Annotated in this window: 14 protein-coding genes; 3 read left to right on the plus strand and 11 right to left on the minus strand. The window is 69.8% G+C overall.

Annotated elements, in window-relative coordinates; translation table 11 throughout:
- Window positions 1–8: 8 nt before the first annotated feature.
- The 4 genes from QP090_RS24160 to QP090_RS24175 all read right to left on the minus strand — a co-directional run bounded on the left by QP090_RS24160 (window position 9) and on the right by QP090_RS24175 (window position 5,001).
- On the minus strand, window positions 9–1,106 hold the full coding sequence (locus QP090_RS24160; RefSeq protein ID WP_285941530.1) for an ABC transporter permease: 1,098 nt from the start codon (window positions 1,104–1,106) through the stop codon (window positions 9–11).
- Entirely contained in the window at window positions 1,103–2,650 is a 1,548-nt protein-coding gene (locus QP090_RS24165; protein ID WP_285941531.1) for a sugar ABC transporter ATP-binding protein, read from the minus strand. Before QP090_RS24165 ends, QP090_RS24160 begins: the two co-directional genes overlap by 4 nt.
- Window positions 2,647–3,792, minus strand: a complete 1,146-nt coding sequence (locus QP090_RS24170; RefSeq protein WP_285941533.1) for a sugar ABC transporter substrate-binding protein — start codon at window positions 3,790–3,792, stop codon at window positions 2,647–2,649. Before QP090_RS24170 ends, QP090_RS24165 begins: the two co-directional genes overlap by 4 nt.
- A gap of 273 nt (window positions 3,793–4,065) precedes the next feature.
- Entirely contained in the window at window positions 4,066–5,001 is a 936-nt protein-coding gene (locus tag QP090_RS24175) for an acyl-CoA thioesterase (RefSeq protein WP_285941535.1), read from the minus strand.
- Between the two features lie 183 nt (window positions 5,002–5,184).
- On the opposite strand from QP090_RS24175, the gene QP090_RS24180 reads away from it, so the two are divergent.
- Entirely contained in the window at window positions 5,185–5,835 is a 651-nt protein-coding gene (locus QP090_RS24180) for a TetR/AcrR family transcriptional regulator (RefSeq protein ID WP_285941536.1), read from the plus strand.
- 68 nt (window positions 5,836–5,903) lie between these two features.
- On the opposite strand, the gene QP090_RS24185 is transcribed toward QP090_RS24180, so the two are convergent.
- The 6 genes from QP090_RS24185 to QP090_RS24210 all read right to left on the minus strand — a co-directional run bounded on the left by QP090_RS24185 (window position 5,904) and on the right by QP090_RS24210 (window position 12,011).
- Window positions 5,904–7,037 (minus strand): acyl-CoA dehydrogenase family protein, encoded by a 1,134-nt coding sequence (locus QP090_RS24185; RefSeq protein ID WP_285941538.1) that lies wholly within the window; start codon window positions 7,035–7,037, stop codon window positions 5,904–5,906.
- 12 nt (window positions 7,038–7,049) lie between these two features.
- Window positions 7,050–8,063 (minus strand): acyl-CoA dehydrogenase family protein, encoded by a 1,014-nt coding sequence (locus QP090_RS24190; protein WP_285941540.1) that lies wholly within the window; start codon window positions 8,061–8,063, stop codon window positions 7,050–7,052.
- 66 nt (window positions 8,064–8,129) lie between these two features.
- Window positions 8,130–8,894, minus strand: coding sequence for an SDR family NAD(P)-dependent oxidoreductase (locus tag QP090_RS24195; protein ID WP_285941542.1), 765 nt, complete (start codon window positions 8,892–8,894; stop codon window positions 8,130–8,132).
- A 162-nt stretch (window positions 8,895–9,056) separates the two neighbouring features.
- Window positions 9,057–9,533 (minus strand): MaoC family dehydratase, encoded by a 477-nt coding sequence (locus QP090_RS24200; protein ID WP_285941544.1) that lies wholly within the window; start codon window positions 9,531–9,533, stop codon window positions 9,057–9,059.
- Between the two features lie 32 nt (window positions 9,534–9,565).
- Window positions 9,566–10,714 carry an acyl-CoA dehydrogenase family protein gene (locus QP090_RS24205; protein ID WP_285941546.1) on the minus strand — a complete coding sequence of 383 codons (1,149 nt, stop codon included), beginning with the start codon at window positions 10,712–10,714 and terminating at the stop codon, window positions 9,566–9,568.
- 94 nt (window positions 10,715–10,808) lie between these two features.
- A complete protein-coding gene (locus QP090_RS24210) occupies window positions 10,809–12,011 on the minus strand; it encodes an acetyl-CoA C-acyltransferase (RefSeq protein ID WP_285941548.1) in 1,203 nt (400 codons plus the stop codon).
- Between the two features lie 156 nt (window positions 12,012–12,167).
- Between QP090_RS24210 and QP090_RS24215 the strand changes: the two genes are divergently transcribed.
- Entirely contained in the window at window positions 12,168–13,700 is a 1,533-nt protein-coding gene (locus QP090_RS24215) for a serine/threonine-protein kinase (protein ID WP_285941549.1), read from the plus strand.
- A 76-nt stretch (window positions 13,701–13,776) separates the two neighbouring features.
- Here the strand turns inward: QP090_RS24215 and QP090_RS24220 are convergent, their stop codons facing one another.
- Entirely contained in the window at window positions 13,777–14,712 is a 936-nt protein-coding gene (locus QP090_RS24220; RefSeq protein WP_285941550.1) for an NAD(P)-dependent oxidoreductase, read from the minus strand.
- 102 nt (window positions 14,713–14,814) lie between these two features.
- Between QP090_RS24220 and QP090_RS24225 the strand changes: the two genes are divergently transcribed.
- Window positions 14,815–15,183 (plus strand): MerR family transcriptional regulator, encoded by a 369-nt coding sequence (locus tag QP090_RS24225; protein WP_285941552.1) that lies wholly within the window; start codon window positions 14,815–14,817, stop codon window positions 15,181–15,183.
- The last annotated feature ends 85 nt before the right edge of the window (window positions 15,184–15,268 follow it).

Raw genomic sequence — 15,268 nt, forward strand, 5'->3', positions numbered from 1 at the left:
ACCGTTCGTCAGTGCGCGGGCGCCCCCTCGGGCCGGCCTGCCCGCCGCCTCCGCCTGAGCCTGGGGCGGCGCTTGCCGCTCAGGACCGCGGCGCTCACCGCGGCGAGCAGCGCGACACCGTTGAACAGATCCGTCACCCACAACTGGTTTCCCCGGAGCTGGAGACCCTTCACACCGATGGCGAGCAGCAGCAGCGCGATGACGGTCCCCCCGACGTTGAACCGGCCCTGCTTGAGCTGGGTCGTGCCGAGGAAGCAAGCGGCGAAACTCGGCAGCAGGTAGGCCGGGCCGAGCGTGGGGGCCACATTGCCGATCTTCGCGGTGACGAGCACTCCGGCGATCGCGGCGAAAAGGGAGGTCACCACGAACGAGCCCGCGATGTACCGGACGGTCCGGACACCGGCCAGCCGGGCCGCGTCCGGGTTCGCCCCCACCGCGAACGCACGGCGCCCGACGGGCGTGTGCTCGAGGACGTACCACGCGAGCAGGCAGAGCACGACGGCGTACAGGGCGGCACTGGGGAATCCGAGGATCTCGTGGTTCGCGATGTTCTGGAACCCGCTCGGCACCGGGCCGACGAACTGGTAGTTGGAGACCTGTCCGGTGACCGCGAGCAGCACCGAGCTCATGCCCAACGTGGCGATCAGGCTGTCGATCCCGACCACCGCCACGAAGATCGCGTTGACCAGCCCGACGAGAAGTCCGATCAGCAGCGTCACCAGCACGGCGATGCCGGGACTCACATTGTGGTGGACCATCAGGACGCTACAGATCATCGCGCTCATGCCGAGATTCTGGGCCGCCGACAGGTCGAACTGGCCGACCGCCAGGGTCACCAGCAACCCCAGCGCGAGAATCATCGTGACCGACTGGTCACCGGCGATGCCGGTGACCGTCGCCTTGGTCGGGAAGGTCTCCGGCAACTGGAGGGAGAAGACGACGATCAACACCAGGCACAGCAGCAGCCCGCTGTACCGGGCCGGCTGCACCCGGCCGGTGAGCAGCCGCAGGAGCCGGGTCGCCGGCGGCCTCCCGCCGCCGGCGTCGCCGTCATCGTCAGGCCGCGGGCTCGGCTCGGTGGTGATGCTCCGGGAATCGAAGGTCATGAGTGCCACCCCTCCTGGGTGTCGTCGACAGAGTCGCGGATCGTCTCGCTCACGATTCGCGCGACCGATAGATCCCCCTTGGCCAGCACGGCGCGGACGGCGCCGTGGCGCATGATGAGCACCCGGTCGCACACGGCGCACAGCTCCTCGGCATCCGAGGACGACAGCACCACCGCCCGCCCCTGGGCGGCGATGTCGGCCAGCGCGTCGTAGATCGACGCCTTCGCGCCGGCGTCGACTCCGCTGGTGGGCTCGTCCAGAAGAAGCACCCGGGCATCGAGGCGCAACCAGCGCGCCAGCACCAGCTTCTGCTGATTGCCGCCGCTCAGCAGGGCCAGCCGACGGTCGGGATCGGCCGGCACCACGTCCAGGCGCTCGATCCACGGACGGACCTCGCGTCGTTCGAGCCGTTGGCCGAGCCAGCGGGCGGGCCCGACGGCCGGCAGCCGAGGCAGGGTGACGTTCTCCCGTGCGGTCCACTCCTGAATCGTGGAGAGCCGCTTCCGGTCGGCCGGCGCGTAGGCCATCCCAGCGGCGATCGACTTGTCAGGCCGGTCGGCCTGCACGGCGCGGTCCCCGAGCCGCACTTCTCCGCCGCTACGGCGGCGCGCACCGAAGGTCAACCCGAGCGCCTGGTCGTACCCGGAGCCGATCAGCCCGCTGACACCGACGATCTCTCCGGCCCGAACGTCGAGGGAGAAGTCGGCCACCTGGTCACCGGACACCCCGGAGGCGCTCAGCACCACCTCCGAGTTCGGTGACGGGAGGGGCGGGGAGAACTCGGCCGGCGTCCGGCCGATGATCAGCCGGACGAGTTCGCCCGTGTCATCGACGGTGTCGACCGGCCGAGTCGTGATCCGCCGTCCGTCCCGGAGCACCGTGACGCGGTCACCGATCTGGAACACCTCGCGGAGGCGATGCGTCACGTACAGGATCGCCGCACCACGGTCGCGGAGCCTGCGCAGAAGATCGAACAGCTGCTCGGCCTGGTGCTGAGGCAACGACGCGGTGGGCTCGTCCAGCACCAGCAGGGCCGGCGCTCCGCCGGTCGCCGCCACCGCCCGCACGATGGCCACCATCGTCCGCTCCCCCGGGGTGGCCGCCGTCAGCGGGCGGCCGGGGTCGAGGTCCACCTCGAACTCCGACAGCAGCCGGGCCGCCGCGCGGCGCTCCCGGCGGCCCGACAGCCACCAGTGGCCGGCGTACCGATGGCCCAGTGCCAGATTGTCCACCGCGTCCAGTTCGGCCACCAGCCCGAGATCCTGGTGGATGAAGGCCACCGCCCGCTCGCGCGTCGCGGTCTTGCCGAGAGTCATCGGAGCCCCGTTCAGGGTGGCGCTCGCCCCGGGATCCGGCGAGTGGTAGCCCGCGAGGATCTTGATCAGAGTCGACTTCCCGGAACCGTTCTGCCCGAGCAGGCAGTGCACCTCCCCCGCCCGCAGCTCCAGGTCGACGTCGTCCAGGGCCTTCTGGGCGGGAAACGTCTTGGAGAGCGAGGCGATGCTCAGGACGGCGGGCGGCGCCGGCGAGCTGACCGCGCTCATCCCACCCGCCAGGCCGCGTAGTACGTCTGCGCGTAGTCCGGCGGCTCGGGCATGTCGCTGGTCTGGGTCACGTTGCCCTTGACGTAGATCTGCTGCCATCCGGGGGCGTCGGCCCGATCGCCGAGCGGTACCCCCGTCATCAGCCGGATCAGCTGGTCGACGGCGCGGTAGCCGGCGGCGCCGAGCTCCAGCCCGATCGAGGCCCACTGGGTCCCGGCCTGGACCGCCTTGAGGGAGGCCGTGTCTGCGGCGCGGGTGAGGATCTTGACCTTGCCGGTCAGCCCCGCCGCCCGGAGGGCGGCGTCGAGCCCCGCGGTGTAGTCGACGACCGCCAGGGCGACGTACTCGGTGTCGGGGTGTGCCTGGAGATAGCTGACGATCTGGCCCGGGACGGTCTTGCCAATGTTGGCGTTCGAGACCTCCAGAACACCGGCCGAACCCCCGGCCCCCGTCAGGGCCTTCCGGTAGGCGTCCTTGATCGGCCCCCAGGAGCCGGCGAAGGACGGATCCCAGACGAACACCGACTTCGCGGGGCCGTTCGCGTCCGCCACCACGGTCTGGCCCATCAGCGTTCCGGTCAGCGTGGCGTCCTTCTGCCCGAACACGACCGCCTGGACCGGCCCGTTCGGTGTCAGGGCGGCGGTGAGCGGGGCGATTTCCGTGATCTTCGTCCCGGCGGCCTGAAGCTTGGCCAGCTGCGGCCGGATCGAGGAGTCCGGCACGGCCCCGATGTAGGCGAGGGCGTCCGGCGGGTCCGCGGCCACCTGGTCCATCACCGAGACGAAGCCCTGCGGTGTGCTGTTGGACTGGAGCGTCGTGACCGTCCAGCCGAGCTTGCGCGCCGCCGCCTCCGCACCTCCGGAGAGGGTGATGCACACCGGGATCGAGCACGTGACGATCGCCAGCCGCTTGCCGCCGGGCGCCGGCGACGGGAGTGCCGGGACGGGGGCCGCGGGCTGCCGCTTGGTGTACTTGGCGTACGCCGCCTCCGCGTCGGCGATCGCGGCCTTCGCGGCGGCCGGCGCGACGGCGCCGCCGTCCGCTTCGGCGTTCCCGCCGTTGCCGCCGCCGCAGGCGGCCAGCACGAGGCAGAGCGCGCCGGCGGCGAGTGTGGTTACAGGGGTCCTGAGCTTTGCTTGCATTCCAGCTCATTTCGGCTCGTCGAGCGATGGCCATCCTGGACGCGTGCCGGCGGCATCAACGCGCACAGCCGACGCGATCAGGCGTGGACCTTGAACTCGGAGCGTTCCGCGCTTCGGCGGAGTGGTGTAGGTCACCCAAAAAACATGCTACTGAGTAGGTTGTCCCTCGTCAACGGTTGGCCGGCGCCCATCGCCGCAGGTCGCCGCACGTTGCCCGCCCGCCGCCCGCACGTTGCCCGCCCACCGCCCGCACGTTGCCGCCCGCCGGCAGGCTCAGTTCGCCGCACTGACGCGAAGGACGGCTTCCTGAGTCGAGCTGGCGCACAGTCGTCCGGCCCTGTCGAACAGCCGGCCGCGCGTCAGGCAGCGCCCGGCGCCCGCCCAGTCGCTCTCGACTTCGTAGAGCAGCCAGTCGTCGGCACGAGCCGCCGCGTGCAGGACGATGGAGTGGGCGATCGTGGCGAACCACACGTTCCCGTCGGCGATGCGGTGCGGATGCGGTTGCAGGCTCGCCACGAGCATGAGCAGGTCGGAGAGATAGACCACGCCCGCGGCGTGGATCTCCGGCGAGTCCACGAGCCCGTGCCGGGCGCGCATCCACAGGCGCAGCGCGGCGATGTGCCCGTTCGCGCTCGGGTGGTCGAGCGACCCGTCGGGGAACCGGACCTCGACCGGCAGCCGACCGGTCACCTCGGAGAGCCAGGCCAAGGTCGGCGGATCGTCCGCCAGGGCCTCCTCCGCCGAGGGCAGCGTCTCGGGCATCCGCACCGGAGAAGGAGCCATCTGATGACCGAGCCCGCGCTCCGGACCCTGGAACGAAGCGGTGGCCACCAGGATCGGGCCGCCCGACTGGCGCGCTTCCACCGTCCTGGTGCTGAAGGTGCCCCCGTCCCGCGCCACCCCGACCTCGTAGACGACGGGCTCGGTGGAATCGCCGGGGAGAAGAAAGTACACACCGAGCGAGTTGGGCGTCCGCCCCGGCGGGACCGTCCGGCCGGCCGCCAGCAGGGCCTGGGCCGCGACTTCGCCGCCGTACAGCCTGATTCGTTCACCTGCGTGAGCCCGGCTCCGGAAGACCGACGGCTCCAGCCGCTCAAGGTCGAGGAGCCCACCGACTCCGCGTTCGGGGTCGACGTGGCCGGTTCCCCCCGCGCCCGCGGACCACGGCCCCCGGGTGCCTGCCGCGGTGTGCGAATCGGCTGCGCCCATCGAGTCGCCCCTACCTGTGCTGTTCGGGCCGTGCGCCGTGATGACCGGCCACAGGGATCTCGACGTTGGAGAGGTCGTCCCTGCGCGACATACTACCACGTAGGTTTTTCTGTCGCCTCGCGCCACCGACCCGTTCCGCCCTTTCGCGCGGCCACGTTTCATCCGGCCGAGTAGTATGTCGCCATGCGACAAGCCTTTGCCCATGGGCGTACACAGAAGCTGGACTCAAAGCGACATGCGAGCGCACGAGAGATCCTGGACGCGGCGGCAACGGCATTCTCGGAACGGGGGTATGCGGCCACCTCGATCGACGACGTGGCCGATGTGCTCGGCTGCACCAAGGGCCGGATCTATCACTACTTCCGAACCAAGGGCGATCTGTTCATCGGTATCCACCAGCAGGCTTTGGAGTGGGCCCTGGAGGCGGTCGGACCGCCCGCGGAGCGGGCGGATCTCGGCCCGGCGGAGAAGCTGCGCGAGATGGTTCACCAGCACGCGATGCACCTCATGAACAGGGCCAACTACATGGGTCCCGCGCAATACCAGATCGAGATGAACCTCGCCAGCGAAGGCCGCAACAAGGAAGAGCAGATGGCTCTGATCCTGAAGATGCGCCGGCAATTCGAGGCGTACTACGTGGCCGTCGTCAAGGAGGGGATCGAGGCCGGCGTTTTCCGCGACACCGACGTGAACGTCCTCGTCAAGGCCGTGCTGGGCACGGTGAACTGGATGCACGCCTGGTTCCGCCCGGGAGGGCCGCGGGACTCGGCGGCCGAGCGGGAGCGGACCGCGGCGAGACTCGCCGAATTCGCCGTTCGCGGTGTCGTCGCCTGAACCGGGTCACCGGCCCGCCGGTCGGGGTCGTCCGATCCGCGGGCCGCGCCGCCCGCGGCCTCGTCGGGCTACCCGGGACCTCGCGGCAGGCCCAGCAGCCGCTCGGCGAGAATGTTCCGCTGGATCTCGGCCGACCCTCCATAGATGCTGCCGGCGCGGCCGTAGAGGTACCGGTCGAACCACTCGGGGCGGCCAGGCGCGGTGGTGTCGGTCAGCAGGCTGAGGCTGAGCGCCATCAGCTTCTGCTCCACCGCGGTCATGAGCAGCTTGTCGATGGAGCTCTCCGGACCGGGAGGCGCACCCGAGACGCGATCGCTCAGGGTGCGCAGGCAGTGCATCCGCAGCACCTCCAGCGCGGCGGCGGTCTCGCCGAGCGCACGCAGGGTGGCCCTGTCCGGTGTCGACGTCTGCGTCTTGATGACCGCGGCCAGTTCGGACAGGTAGCGCTCGAACTTCGGCAGATACCCGGTTTCGACGGCGCCCCTTTCGTAGTTGACCACGTCCATGGCGATGCGCCAGCCGTCGTTCGGCCGGCCGAGAATGTTCGCCTCCGGAATCCGCACGTCGTCCAGGAAGACCTCGGCGAACTCTTCGTCCCCATTGGCCAGCACGATCGGCTGGACGGTCACCCCCGGCGTGCTCAGCGGGACGATGAACGCTGAGATTCCACGGTGCCGGACGGCGTCCGGATCCGTCCGGGCGAGCAGCAGGCAGAAATCGGCGAACGCGCCGTAGCTCGTCCAGATCTTGTGGCCGTTGAGCACCCATTCGCCACCCTCACGGACCGCACGGGTCCGTAGCGAGGCAAGGTCGGAGCCGGCCTGCGGCTCCGAGAATCCCTGGCACCAGATCTCGTCGGAGGCGAGCAGCGGCGGCAGGTAGCGACGCCGTTGCTCGTCGGTGCCGTGGCTGAGCAACGGGCGGCCGAGGTGACCGAGCGGGAGCAGGGTGGGGGCGTTGGCCCTGCCGAGCTCCTCGCTGAGGATCGCCTCCTCCATCGGCCCGAGGCCCTGACCGCCGACCTGCCGCGGATACGACAGGGCGACCCAGCCGCTCCGATACAGGAGCTGCTGGAACTCGCGCATGTAGGGCCAGCGCTCGGCGAGCACCGCCGGTTCTGGATCAGCCGGCACGTTCTCCTTGAGCCAAACGCACAGCCGTGCTCGAAATCGAGCTTCCGCTGGGGAGTCACGAAGATCCATGTGAGATCGTCCTCATGCCTTGTCGAGGACGCTGCCGGCGAGCAGCATCAGTGGCGCGTCCGTGTTGCCGAATGCCGCGTGGTGCAGGTGAGCACTGCGCAAGCGGAGATGGGCGTCGTGCTCCTGGGTCACACCGATCCCGCCGAGAACCTGGATTCCGGCCTCGCAGACCCTGATCGCCGCCGCACCGGCATGGCACTTCGCGGCCGATGCCACCCGTTCCGCCTCCTCGATCGGGGCATGCTCGGCCGCCCAGGAGGCGCCGTAGGTGATGGAGCGCGAGGTCTCGACATCGACGAGCATGTCGGCGCAGAGATGCTTCACGGCCTGGAACGAGCCGATCGGACGGTCATACTGCTCGCGCTGCCGTGCGTAGTCGACCGCCTGGCGCAGCGCTCCGTCGGCGAGTCCGGTCAGCAGCGCCGCGGCGCCGGTCCACGCGACCGCGCGTGCTCTCCGCGCCCCCTCACCGGAGGCGGCACCCACGGGGACGGGCCGGACGCGGCACAGGCGGTGCAGGGGATCGACGTCCGTGATCGGGTCCGCGTCGACGAGATCATGCACCGTGGCGGGCCCGTCCGGGGAGAGCGCGACGCCCTGCGCGCCGTCGACCCAGTCGAACGCCACCGTCGCCGTGGCGACCGGATCTTCGAGCCGACCGCCGAGGAGGACCGAGTAGGCCCCGCCGCGGCACAGGCGTGCGAGCGACTCCTCCGGGCCGTCCGCGAAACGGAGCAGGGCCGCCGCCGCGATGGCGGTTCCGACGTACGGCACCGGCGCGATGTGGCGACCGAGCACCTCGGCCACGACGCAGGCGTCGGCCAGCGAGCCGCCCGCGCCGCCCAGGTGTTCGGGGACCAGCAGCCCGACCAGGTCGAGCTCGACCAGTTTCGACCACAGTCCGGCGCGCAGCGCTCCTCCGTCTCCCCGCGCGTCCCCCACCGGCGAATCCGCCAGCAGCCGCGCAGTGACCTCGCCCGCCGTCTGCTGGAGGACACGTTGATCATCCGAAAGAGCGAAGTGCATTCCGGCCTCCCGAGGAAAAGGACACGACTGCGCGGGCGGCGCCCGGAGCGCCGGCCGGGGTTCCGCTCACAGCCTGCCGCCGCCGTCGACGTACAACGTCTGTCCGGTGATGTACGACGCCTCGTCGCTGCACAGGAACGCCGCCGCCGCCGCGACGTCCTCGGGGGTCCCGACCCGCCTGACCGGGTTCCCCTCCGCCCTGATCCGGCGGAACTCCTCGACGTCCAGCTTGAGCCGGCGCGCGGCGTCGTCGGTCATCTCCGTGGTGATGAAGCCCGGCGCGATCGCGTTGACGTTGATGCCGAACCGGCCGAGTTCGATGCCGAGCGTGCGGGTGAAGCCCTGCACGCCCATCTTCGCGGTCGAGTAGTTGACCTGACCGCGGCTGCCGAGCGCGGAGGTGCTCGAGAGAGTGAGGATCTTGCCGTACTTCTGCGCCACGAAATGCCTCTGCGCCGCCCTGGCCATCAGGAACGCCCCCTTGAGGTGAACGCCCATGACCAGGTCCCAGTCGTCCTCGGTCATCTTGTGCAGCAGGCTGTCGCGGGTGATGCCGGCGTTGTTCACCAGCACATGGAGGCCGCCGAGCTCGTCGACGACCTGGGCGATCGCCGCGTCGACCGCCTCGCCCACGCTGATGTCGGCGGCGACGTGGACGGCCTTGGCGCCCTCGACCACCGGCAGCCGGCCGGCGGCCTCGGCCGCCGCGGCCTCATCGAGGTCGACCACGGCGATCGACGCGCCCTCCTCGGCGAGGCGGGTGGCGATCCCGAACCCGATACCGCGTGCCGCACCGGTGATGACGGCGATCCGCCCGTCGTAACGACCCATCGATTTCTCCTCGTCATTTGTCAGCGTTGCGTCCGGTGAAGGACGGGGCACACGTCGGACTCGGGCGTGTGCCGCGATCGGCGGGGTGAGGTCTGCGCGTCACCCATCGGCTCGACGGATCGCGCGCCGCCCCGGGCCTGCGACGGCCGGGGCCGGTGCCCCTCACGGCACCATGAGGCGAACGGTCTCGGCGACGCAGGCCGGCTTGTCCCGGCCATCGATCTCGATCGTGTAGCGGATGACGGCCTGGGTGCCCGTGGCGGTGTCGTCGACGCCGGCCAGCGTCGCGCGAGCGCGGACCCGGGAGCCGACCGTCACCGCCTGCGGGAAGCGCACCTTGTTCAGCCCGTAGTTGATCGACATCCGGATCCCGTCGACGGTGAAGATCCGGCCGCCCAGAAAGGGGATCAGCGACAGCGTCAGGTAGCCGTGCGCGATCGGCGCACGGTAGGGACCCGAGGCCGCCCGTGCGGGGTCGACGTGGATCCACTGCCGGTCCTCCGTGGTCTCCGCGAAGGCGTCGATGCGGTCCTGGTCGACCTCGAACCACTCGCCGACGCCGAGTTCCTCGCCGACGCAGGCGCGGAAGGCGTCGATACCGCCGAAACGGCGGGGGACGCCGGTCGCGGAGCCGGTCATGGTGGAGCCCTTCGGTCGATGCCGTAGCCGGATCAGAGAGACCGGGCGATCAGTTCCTTCTGGATCTCGTTGGTGCCGCCGTAGATGCGCTGCGCTCGGGCGTCGGCGTACAGCCGGGCGATCGTGTACTCGGTCATGTAGCCGTACCCGCCGTGCAGCTGCAGGCATTTGTCGATCACCTGGCACTGGATGTCGGTGAGCCACCACTTGCACATCGCCGACGTGGGGAGGTCCAGTCCGCTCGACAGGTGGGTGGTCATGCATGCGTTGAGGAAGACGCGGGCGACCCTCGCGAGGGTGGCGCACTCGGCAAGCTCGAACCGGATGTGCTGCTTGTCGAACAAGGTGCCGCCGAACGCCTCGCGCTGCTTCACGTAGTCCGTGGTGACCGAAAGCGCCAGCTCGGTCGCGGTGACCGCGGTGATGCCGACGATCAGGCGCTCCTGCGGCAGCTTGTTCATCATCATCGCGAAGCCGTCGCCCTCCTCGCCGAGGAGGTTCTCCTCCGGAACCAGGACGTCGTCGAAGAAGAGCTCGTTCGTGTCCGCACCGTGCTGACCGATCTTCTCCAGGGGCCGACCTCGGGTGAAGCCGGCGGCATCCTGGGCTTCGACGACGAGCAGGGAGATGCCCTTCGCGCCTTTCGACGGGTCGGTGGAGCAGGCGACGACGATGAGATCGGCGCTGCCGCCGTTGGTGATGAAGATCTTGGACCCGTTGAGGAGCCACCCTTGGTCCGTGCGCACCGCCTTGGTGCGAATCGCCTTGAGGTCGGAACCGGCGGACGGCTCGGTCATGGCCAGTGCCCCGATGAGTTCGCCGCTGGCCATCTTCGGCAGCCAGCGCCGCCGCTGCTCGTCCGTCCCGTAGTTGCCGATGTAGTCGGCGACGACTCCGCTGTGCATCGAGTTGCCCCAAGAGCGGTCACCGTGACGCGCGTAGGCCTCCTGGATCGTCGCCTGGTGAAGGAAGCTGCCGCCGCCACCGCCGTACTCCTCGGGGATGCTCGCGCACAGCAGGCCGAGTTCGCCGCACCTGAGCCAGAAGTCGCGGTCGACGTGACGCTGCGCCTCCCACCTCTCCCTGTTCGCCGGGATCTCGCGGTCGAAGAAGTCCGTGGCCATCGCGAAAAGGTCGGCCGCGTCGCCGGTCATCCACGGCCGAACCGTCGTGTCGATCATCGGGCCTCTTCTCTGTCGAGGACGTCCCGCACGCCGCGCGGGAGCGCCGGGTTCCCCTCGGGGCGGGCGTCGGGGGATTGAGCGTCGGTGAGAGTCACGGGCGGGCCCCGTCGGGCAGTCGTTCGACGATCGTTCCCGTTCCGAGCCCGCCGCCACAGCACATCGTGATCAGTCCGTAGCGACCGCCGGTGCGCTCGAGTTCGTAGAGCGCCTTGGTGATCAGGATGGTCCCGGTCGCGCCGAGCGGGTGGCCGAGGGCGATCGCGCCGCCGTTGACGTTCACCCGGTCCATATCCGCGCCGTACTCCTTCGCCCACGCGCAGGCGACCGAGGAGAACGCCTCGTTGATCTCGATGACGTCGATGTCGGACAGCGAGAGCCCGGTCCGGGCCAGGATCTTCGCGGTCGCCGGAATCGGCCCGGTGAGCATGAGGACGGGATCGGAGCCGACCAGGACCGAGTCGAGGACGCGCGCCCGCGGGCGGAGCCCGAGAAGGTCGGCCTTCTCTCTGCTCATCAGCAGCACCGCACTGGCCCCGTCGGAGACCTGCGACGAGTTGCCGGCGGTGTGGAAGCTCGGCGGCACCCGGTCGGGCTGGTTGAGCCTCAGCCCGGCGAGGCCCTCGAGCGTCGTCGGCCGAAGGCCCTCGTCGCGCGTGATCGTCTTCGTTCCGACGATCACGCCGTTCTCGTCGACAACCGGAGCGTCGACAGGGACGATCTGGCTGCCGAAGCGGTCCTGGTCCCAGGCGAGCGCGGCCCGGTCCTGGGAGTTCTTCGCGAACTCGTCGAGCGCCCCGCGGCTCAACCGCCACTGCTCGGCGATACGGTCGGCCGCCTCGAACTGGATCGTCGGTTCGTAGACCTCGGCGTACCTACCGCCCCGAGGGTTGCCGTACGGCCCGCCCGGCGGCATGGTGCTGCCCAGCGGGATCTGGCTCATCGCCTCGACACCGCAGGCGATCGCGACATCTGCGAGGCCGCCCGCGATCATGGCCTGCGCCACCAGGTGGGCCTCCTGCGAGGAACCGCACTGGGCGTTCACCGTCACCGCCGGCACCTCCAGCGGAAGGCCGGCGGTGAGCCACGCGTTGCGCGTGACGTTGGCGGCCTGCATGCCGAGTTGCAGGACACATCCTCCGACGACGTGGTCGACCTCGGCGCCGGTGAGGCCGCATCGCTCAAGAAGCCCGGCGAGGACGTCGCCGAGCAGTTCGTTCGAGTGCTTGGGGGCCAGGCCGCCGTTGCGCTTGCCGACAGGAGATCGGACCGCATCGACGATGACGACTTCGCGCATGTGAACTCATTTCTCCGTAATCCGCGAGCATACTACCACGTAGGTTGTTTTCGTCACCGTCGGTGGGCCGACCACCCGCCGGTCGCAGCACCAAGATCTCGGCGTCCTTGTCCCGATCGCCTTCTTCCGGCCGTTCCGCACCGATAGATTCCGATCATGAGCTGGGACGGTGACGGGGTACTGGCGGGCCGGTACCGGAATATCGGTCAGATCGGTCAGGGCGGCATGGGTTCGGTGTGGCGCGCCCATGACATCGAGCTCGACCGCGAGGTCGCCGTCAAGGAGCTCCGGGTGCCCGAACAGGCCACCGACCAGGAGCGGCGCGTCTGGTACGCCCGGATGGAACGCGAGGCCCGCGCCGCCGCCCGCTTGAGGCACACCGGCATCGTCACCGTCTATGACCGGGTGATGGGCGACGACGGCCGTCCCTGGATCGTCATGGAGCTGGTCCGCGGCCGTTCCCTCGAACAACTACTGGCCGAGCAGAAGGCACTTCCCCAGAGCCAGGTCGCCGCGATCGGGCTCGCGATGCTGGACGCCCTCTCGGCCGCCCACGCGCAGGGCGTCGTCCACCGCGACGTCAAACCCGCCAACGTGCTCCTCGAAGGCGACCGGGTCCTCCTCACCGACTTCGGCATCGCCGCGCTGGAGGGCGACGTCACCATCACCCGTTCGGGCATGGTGCTGGGCACGCCCGCCTACATGTCCCCCGAACAAGTGGAGGGCAAGGCCGTCACCCCCGCCTCGGATCTGTGGTCCCTGGCCGCCACCCTGTACGGGGCGGTCGAGGGCCGCCGTCCGTTCGACGGGCCCAGCCATGGAGCCGTCTTCGTCGCGATCGCCACCCGGCAGCCGCCCCCGCCCCAGTGCGGCGGCCCGCTGGCGCAGGTCCTGAACGGCCTGCTGCGCAAGGACCCGAACGAACGACTCTCCCCCGCCCAGGTCCGCGACCTGCTCAACGCCGCCCTGGCTCCCACCTCCGAGACCACGGCCGACGTCGGACCGCCCATCCCTCACCGGCCGCCCCGCACCGCGCTCCTCCACCCGCCCATCAGCGACATCCCGCTCCGGCGCCACCGAACAGCCCTCGTCAGAGTCGCCCTCCTGTGCACCGCGCTCGCTGTCCTGACCTTCCTGGCCGGGCCGTGGAGGGGGACCAGCGGGGAGCCTCCCATCGAGCTATATGTGAGCGAAACGATCCTTACGCTGCTGCCTGTGGTCGTGGCGTTCATCCTCATGTGCGGGCTTTGGTTCCTGCCGCACAGGCCGACGCTCGTCCTCGCCCTGGTGTTCGCGATCCTCGGCGGCCTTCACGTGGAAACCCTCATCGTGTACTGGCGGTCCAACGACATCCCGGTCATCGAGCCCAACCTCGGATTCGAGATCTCCTGGGTGCTGAGCACGCTCGCGTTCTTGTTCGCCTTCACCGCGGTGAACTCGTCGCTCGCCGGACGGGTGACGGCCCCGCCCGTCCGCCATGCCCTGCTCGCCATGGCCGTGCCCGTCGAAGGCCTGGTGGCCCTGCTCTGGGTCGTGCCCATCTACGAGATGGCAGGGTCGGGCCTGAACCTGGACTCGGACGACAATGCCCCCCTCCTCGCCCCTCTCATGCTCCTGGGCCTGATCTGGCTCGGCACCCAGCCGTTCATCTGGTCGAGCAAGGTCAGGGCCGAGTTCTCCCGCCGCTGAACAAGGAACCGCCCCTCGGGTTCGGCACATCTCCAGACCTCGTCACCCGGATCGAACGGTCGGCCTGACCAACGCATCACGGTCGGTGTGCCGGGTTGGTGGAGGTCCACTCGCGCGGGTCGCGACTGAGGAACTCGGCGAGGCGGGTCGGGGAGTCCGCTCCGTGGCCGGCCGACACTGCGGCATCGATGACCTCCTTGGCCGCCCGGGTGACGGCCGAGGAGACCTCGGCCTCCTCAAGTGCGTGGACGATGTGATTCAGGCTCGCGGCGACCGAGGTCAGCGAGGACGACCCTTCCCCGGAGAAGCCGCCGGCGTCGATCTCGGTCGCGAGTGCGGGAAGCAGGTCGGCGACGAGCTGTGCCATCTGCTGGGCGTGGGGCGCCAGCGCGGTGGCCGGCACGTGCTGCCGCGCCGCGAGCGCGAAGGAGTGCATCAACCCGGTGATCGAGCTCCAGAACAGGTTGAGCAGGGCGACGTCGAAGCTCGCCGCCCTCCCAGGGTCGGTACCGAGATGGACAGCCGTGCCGCCCAGTGCCGCCAACGTCTGCTGGTGGCGGTCGAAGAGATCGGCCGGTCCGCTGTAGAGGATGCGGGTCGCCTCCGTGCCGATGGCCGCCGCCGGAGTCATGATCGAGCCGTCGAGGTAGGCCACGCCGAGACTCTCAGCGCGGGTGGCCAGCTCGCGGGTGCGCCCCGGGCCTTCGGAGGTGAGGTTGACCAGTGTGGTGGCCGGCAGTTCGTGATGATCTGATTCGGCGAGTGCCCGGTCGAGGATGGCGTCGATGGCGTCGGCGTCGATGACGCATACGATGGCCACTTCACTCGCATCGAGCGCGGCCAGCGGGCCGTCTGCCCAGGTGGCGCCGCTGGCGAGAAGTTCGTCGGCCTTGCCGGGGGTCCGGTTCCACACCGTGGTCGGGTGGCCGGCGGCAAGGAACGCCGCGGCCATGGCGCGTCCCATCGGTCCCAGACCGATCACTGTCACCGGCGGTGCTGTGGTCTGGCCCATGATGGTGTTCTCCCGTCGTTCGGGGACGTCGGCGTCCCGGTCGTGCCCGTTACGCTAGAGGTTGACGTTGACGTGAAGGTCAAGCTCGAAAGGCGATGAGGCATGCAGATCGGTGCGCTCGCAGACCGTGCCGGGGTGAGCACTCGCGCGTTGCGCTACTACGAGGAGAAGGGCCTGCTGCGTCCTGAACGGACGGCCGCCGGATACCGCCTCTACACCGATGAGCACGCCGAGGTGGTCCGCCGCATCCGGATCCTTCTCGCGGCAGGTCTCAACACCGACATGGTCGGAGAGATCCTGCCCTGCATGGTCGATGACGGCGAGTTTCTCGCGCCCGGATGCGACGACCTCATCGCCGAGTTCGTACGGGAGCGACAGCGCATCGACAACCAGATCGCCGAACTCCATGATGTGCGCTCCGCCCTCACGGGAATCATCAGCGCCGGCGAGGCCGCCTCAACGGGCTGTTGACCCTGCTGCGCCGGAGCATCGAGTACGTCGACGGCGAGACGAAGCGTCCGCGACCTTGTCACACTCACGACGCGTCGCATTCTTA

Origin of the sequence: Actinomadura xylanilytica (genome assembly GCF_030283145.1) — a bacterium.
Lineage (GTDB): Bacteria > Actinomycetota > Actinomycetes > Streptosporangiales > Streptosporangiaceae > Spirillospora > Spirillospora xylanilytica.

Coding starts and splice junctions, on each gene's coding strand:
- QP090_RS24160 (WP_285941530.1), bottom strand. CDS start 1,106: ATGACCTTCGATTCCCGGAGCATCACCACCGAGCCGAGCCCGCGGCCT.
- QP090_RS24165 (WP_285941531.1), bottom strand. CDS start 2,650: ATGAGCGCGGTCAGCTCGCCGGCGCCGCCCGCCGTCCTGAGCATCGCC.
- QP090_RS24170 (WP_285941533.1), bottom strand. CDS start 3,792: ATGCAAGCAAAGCTCAGGACCCCTGTAACCACACTCGCCGCCGGCGCG.
- QP090_RS24175 (WP_285941535.1), bottom strand. CDS start 5,001: ATGGGCGCAGCCGATTCGCACACCGCGGCAGGCACCCGGGGGCCGTGG.
- QP090_RS24180 (WP_285941536.1), top strand. CDS start 5,185: ATGCGACAAGCCTTTGCCCATGGGCGTACACAGAAGCTGGACTCAAAG.
- QP090_RS24185 (WP_285941538.1), bottom strand. CDS start 7,037: ATGGATCTTCGTGACTCCCCAGCGGAAGCTCGATTTCGAGCACGGCTG.
- QP090_RS24190 (WP_285941540.1), bottom strand. CDS start 8,063: ATGCACTTCGCTCTTTCGGATGATCAACGTGTCCTCCAGCAGACGGCG.
- QP090_RS24195 (WP_285941542.1), bottom strand. CDS start 8,894: ATGGGTCGTTACGACGGGCGGATCGCCGTCATCACCGGTGCGGCACGC.
- QP090_RS24200 (WP_285941544.1), bottom strand. CDS start 9,533: ATGACCGGCTCCGCGACCGGCGTCCCCCGCCGTTTCGGCGGTATCGAC.
- QP090_RS24205 (WP_285941546.1), bottom strand. CDS start 10,714: ATGATCGACACGACGGTTCGGCCGTGGATGACCGGCGACGCGGCCGAC.
- QP090_RS24210 (WP_285941548.1), bottom strand. CDS start 12,011: ATGCGCGAAGTCGTCATCGTCGATGCGGTCCGATCTCCTGTCGGCAAG.
- QP090_RS24215 (WP_285941549.1), top strand. CDS start 12,168: ATGAGCTGGGACGGTGACGGGGTACTGGCGGGCCGGTACCGGAATATC.
- QP090_RS24220 (WP_285941550.1), bottom strand. CDS start 14,712: ATGGGCCAGACCACAGCACCGCCGGTGACAGTGATCGGTCTGGGACCG.
- QP090_RS24225 (WP_285941552.1), top strand. CDS start 14,815: ATGCAGATCGGTGCGCTCGCAGACCGTGCCGGGGTGAGCACTCGCGCG.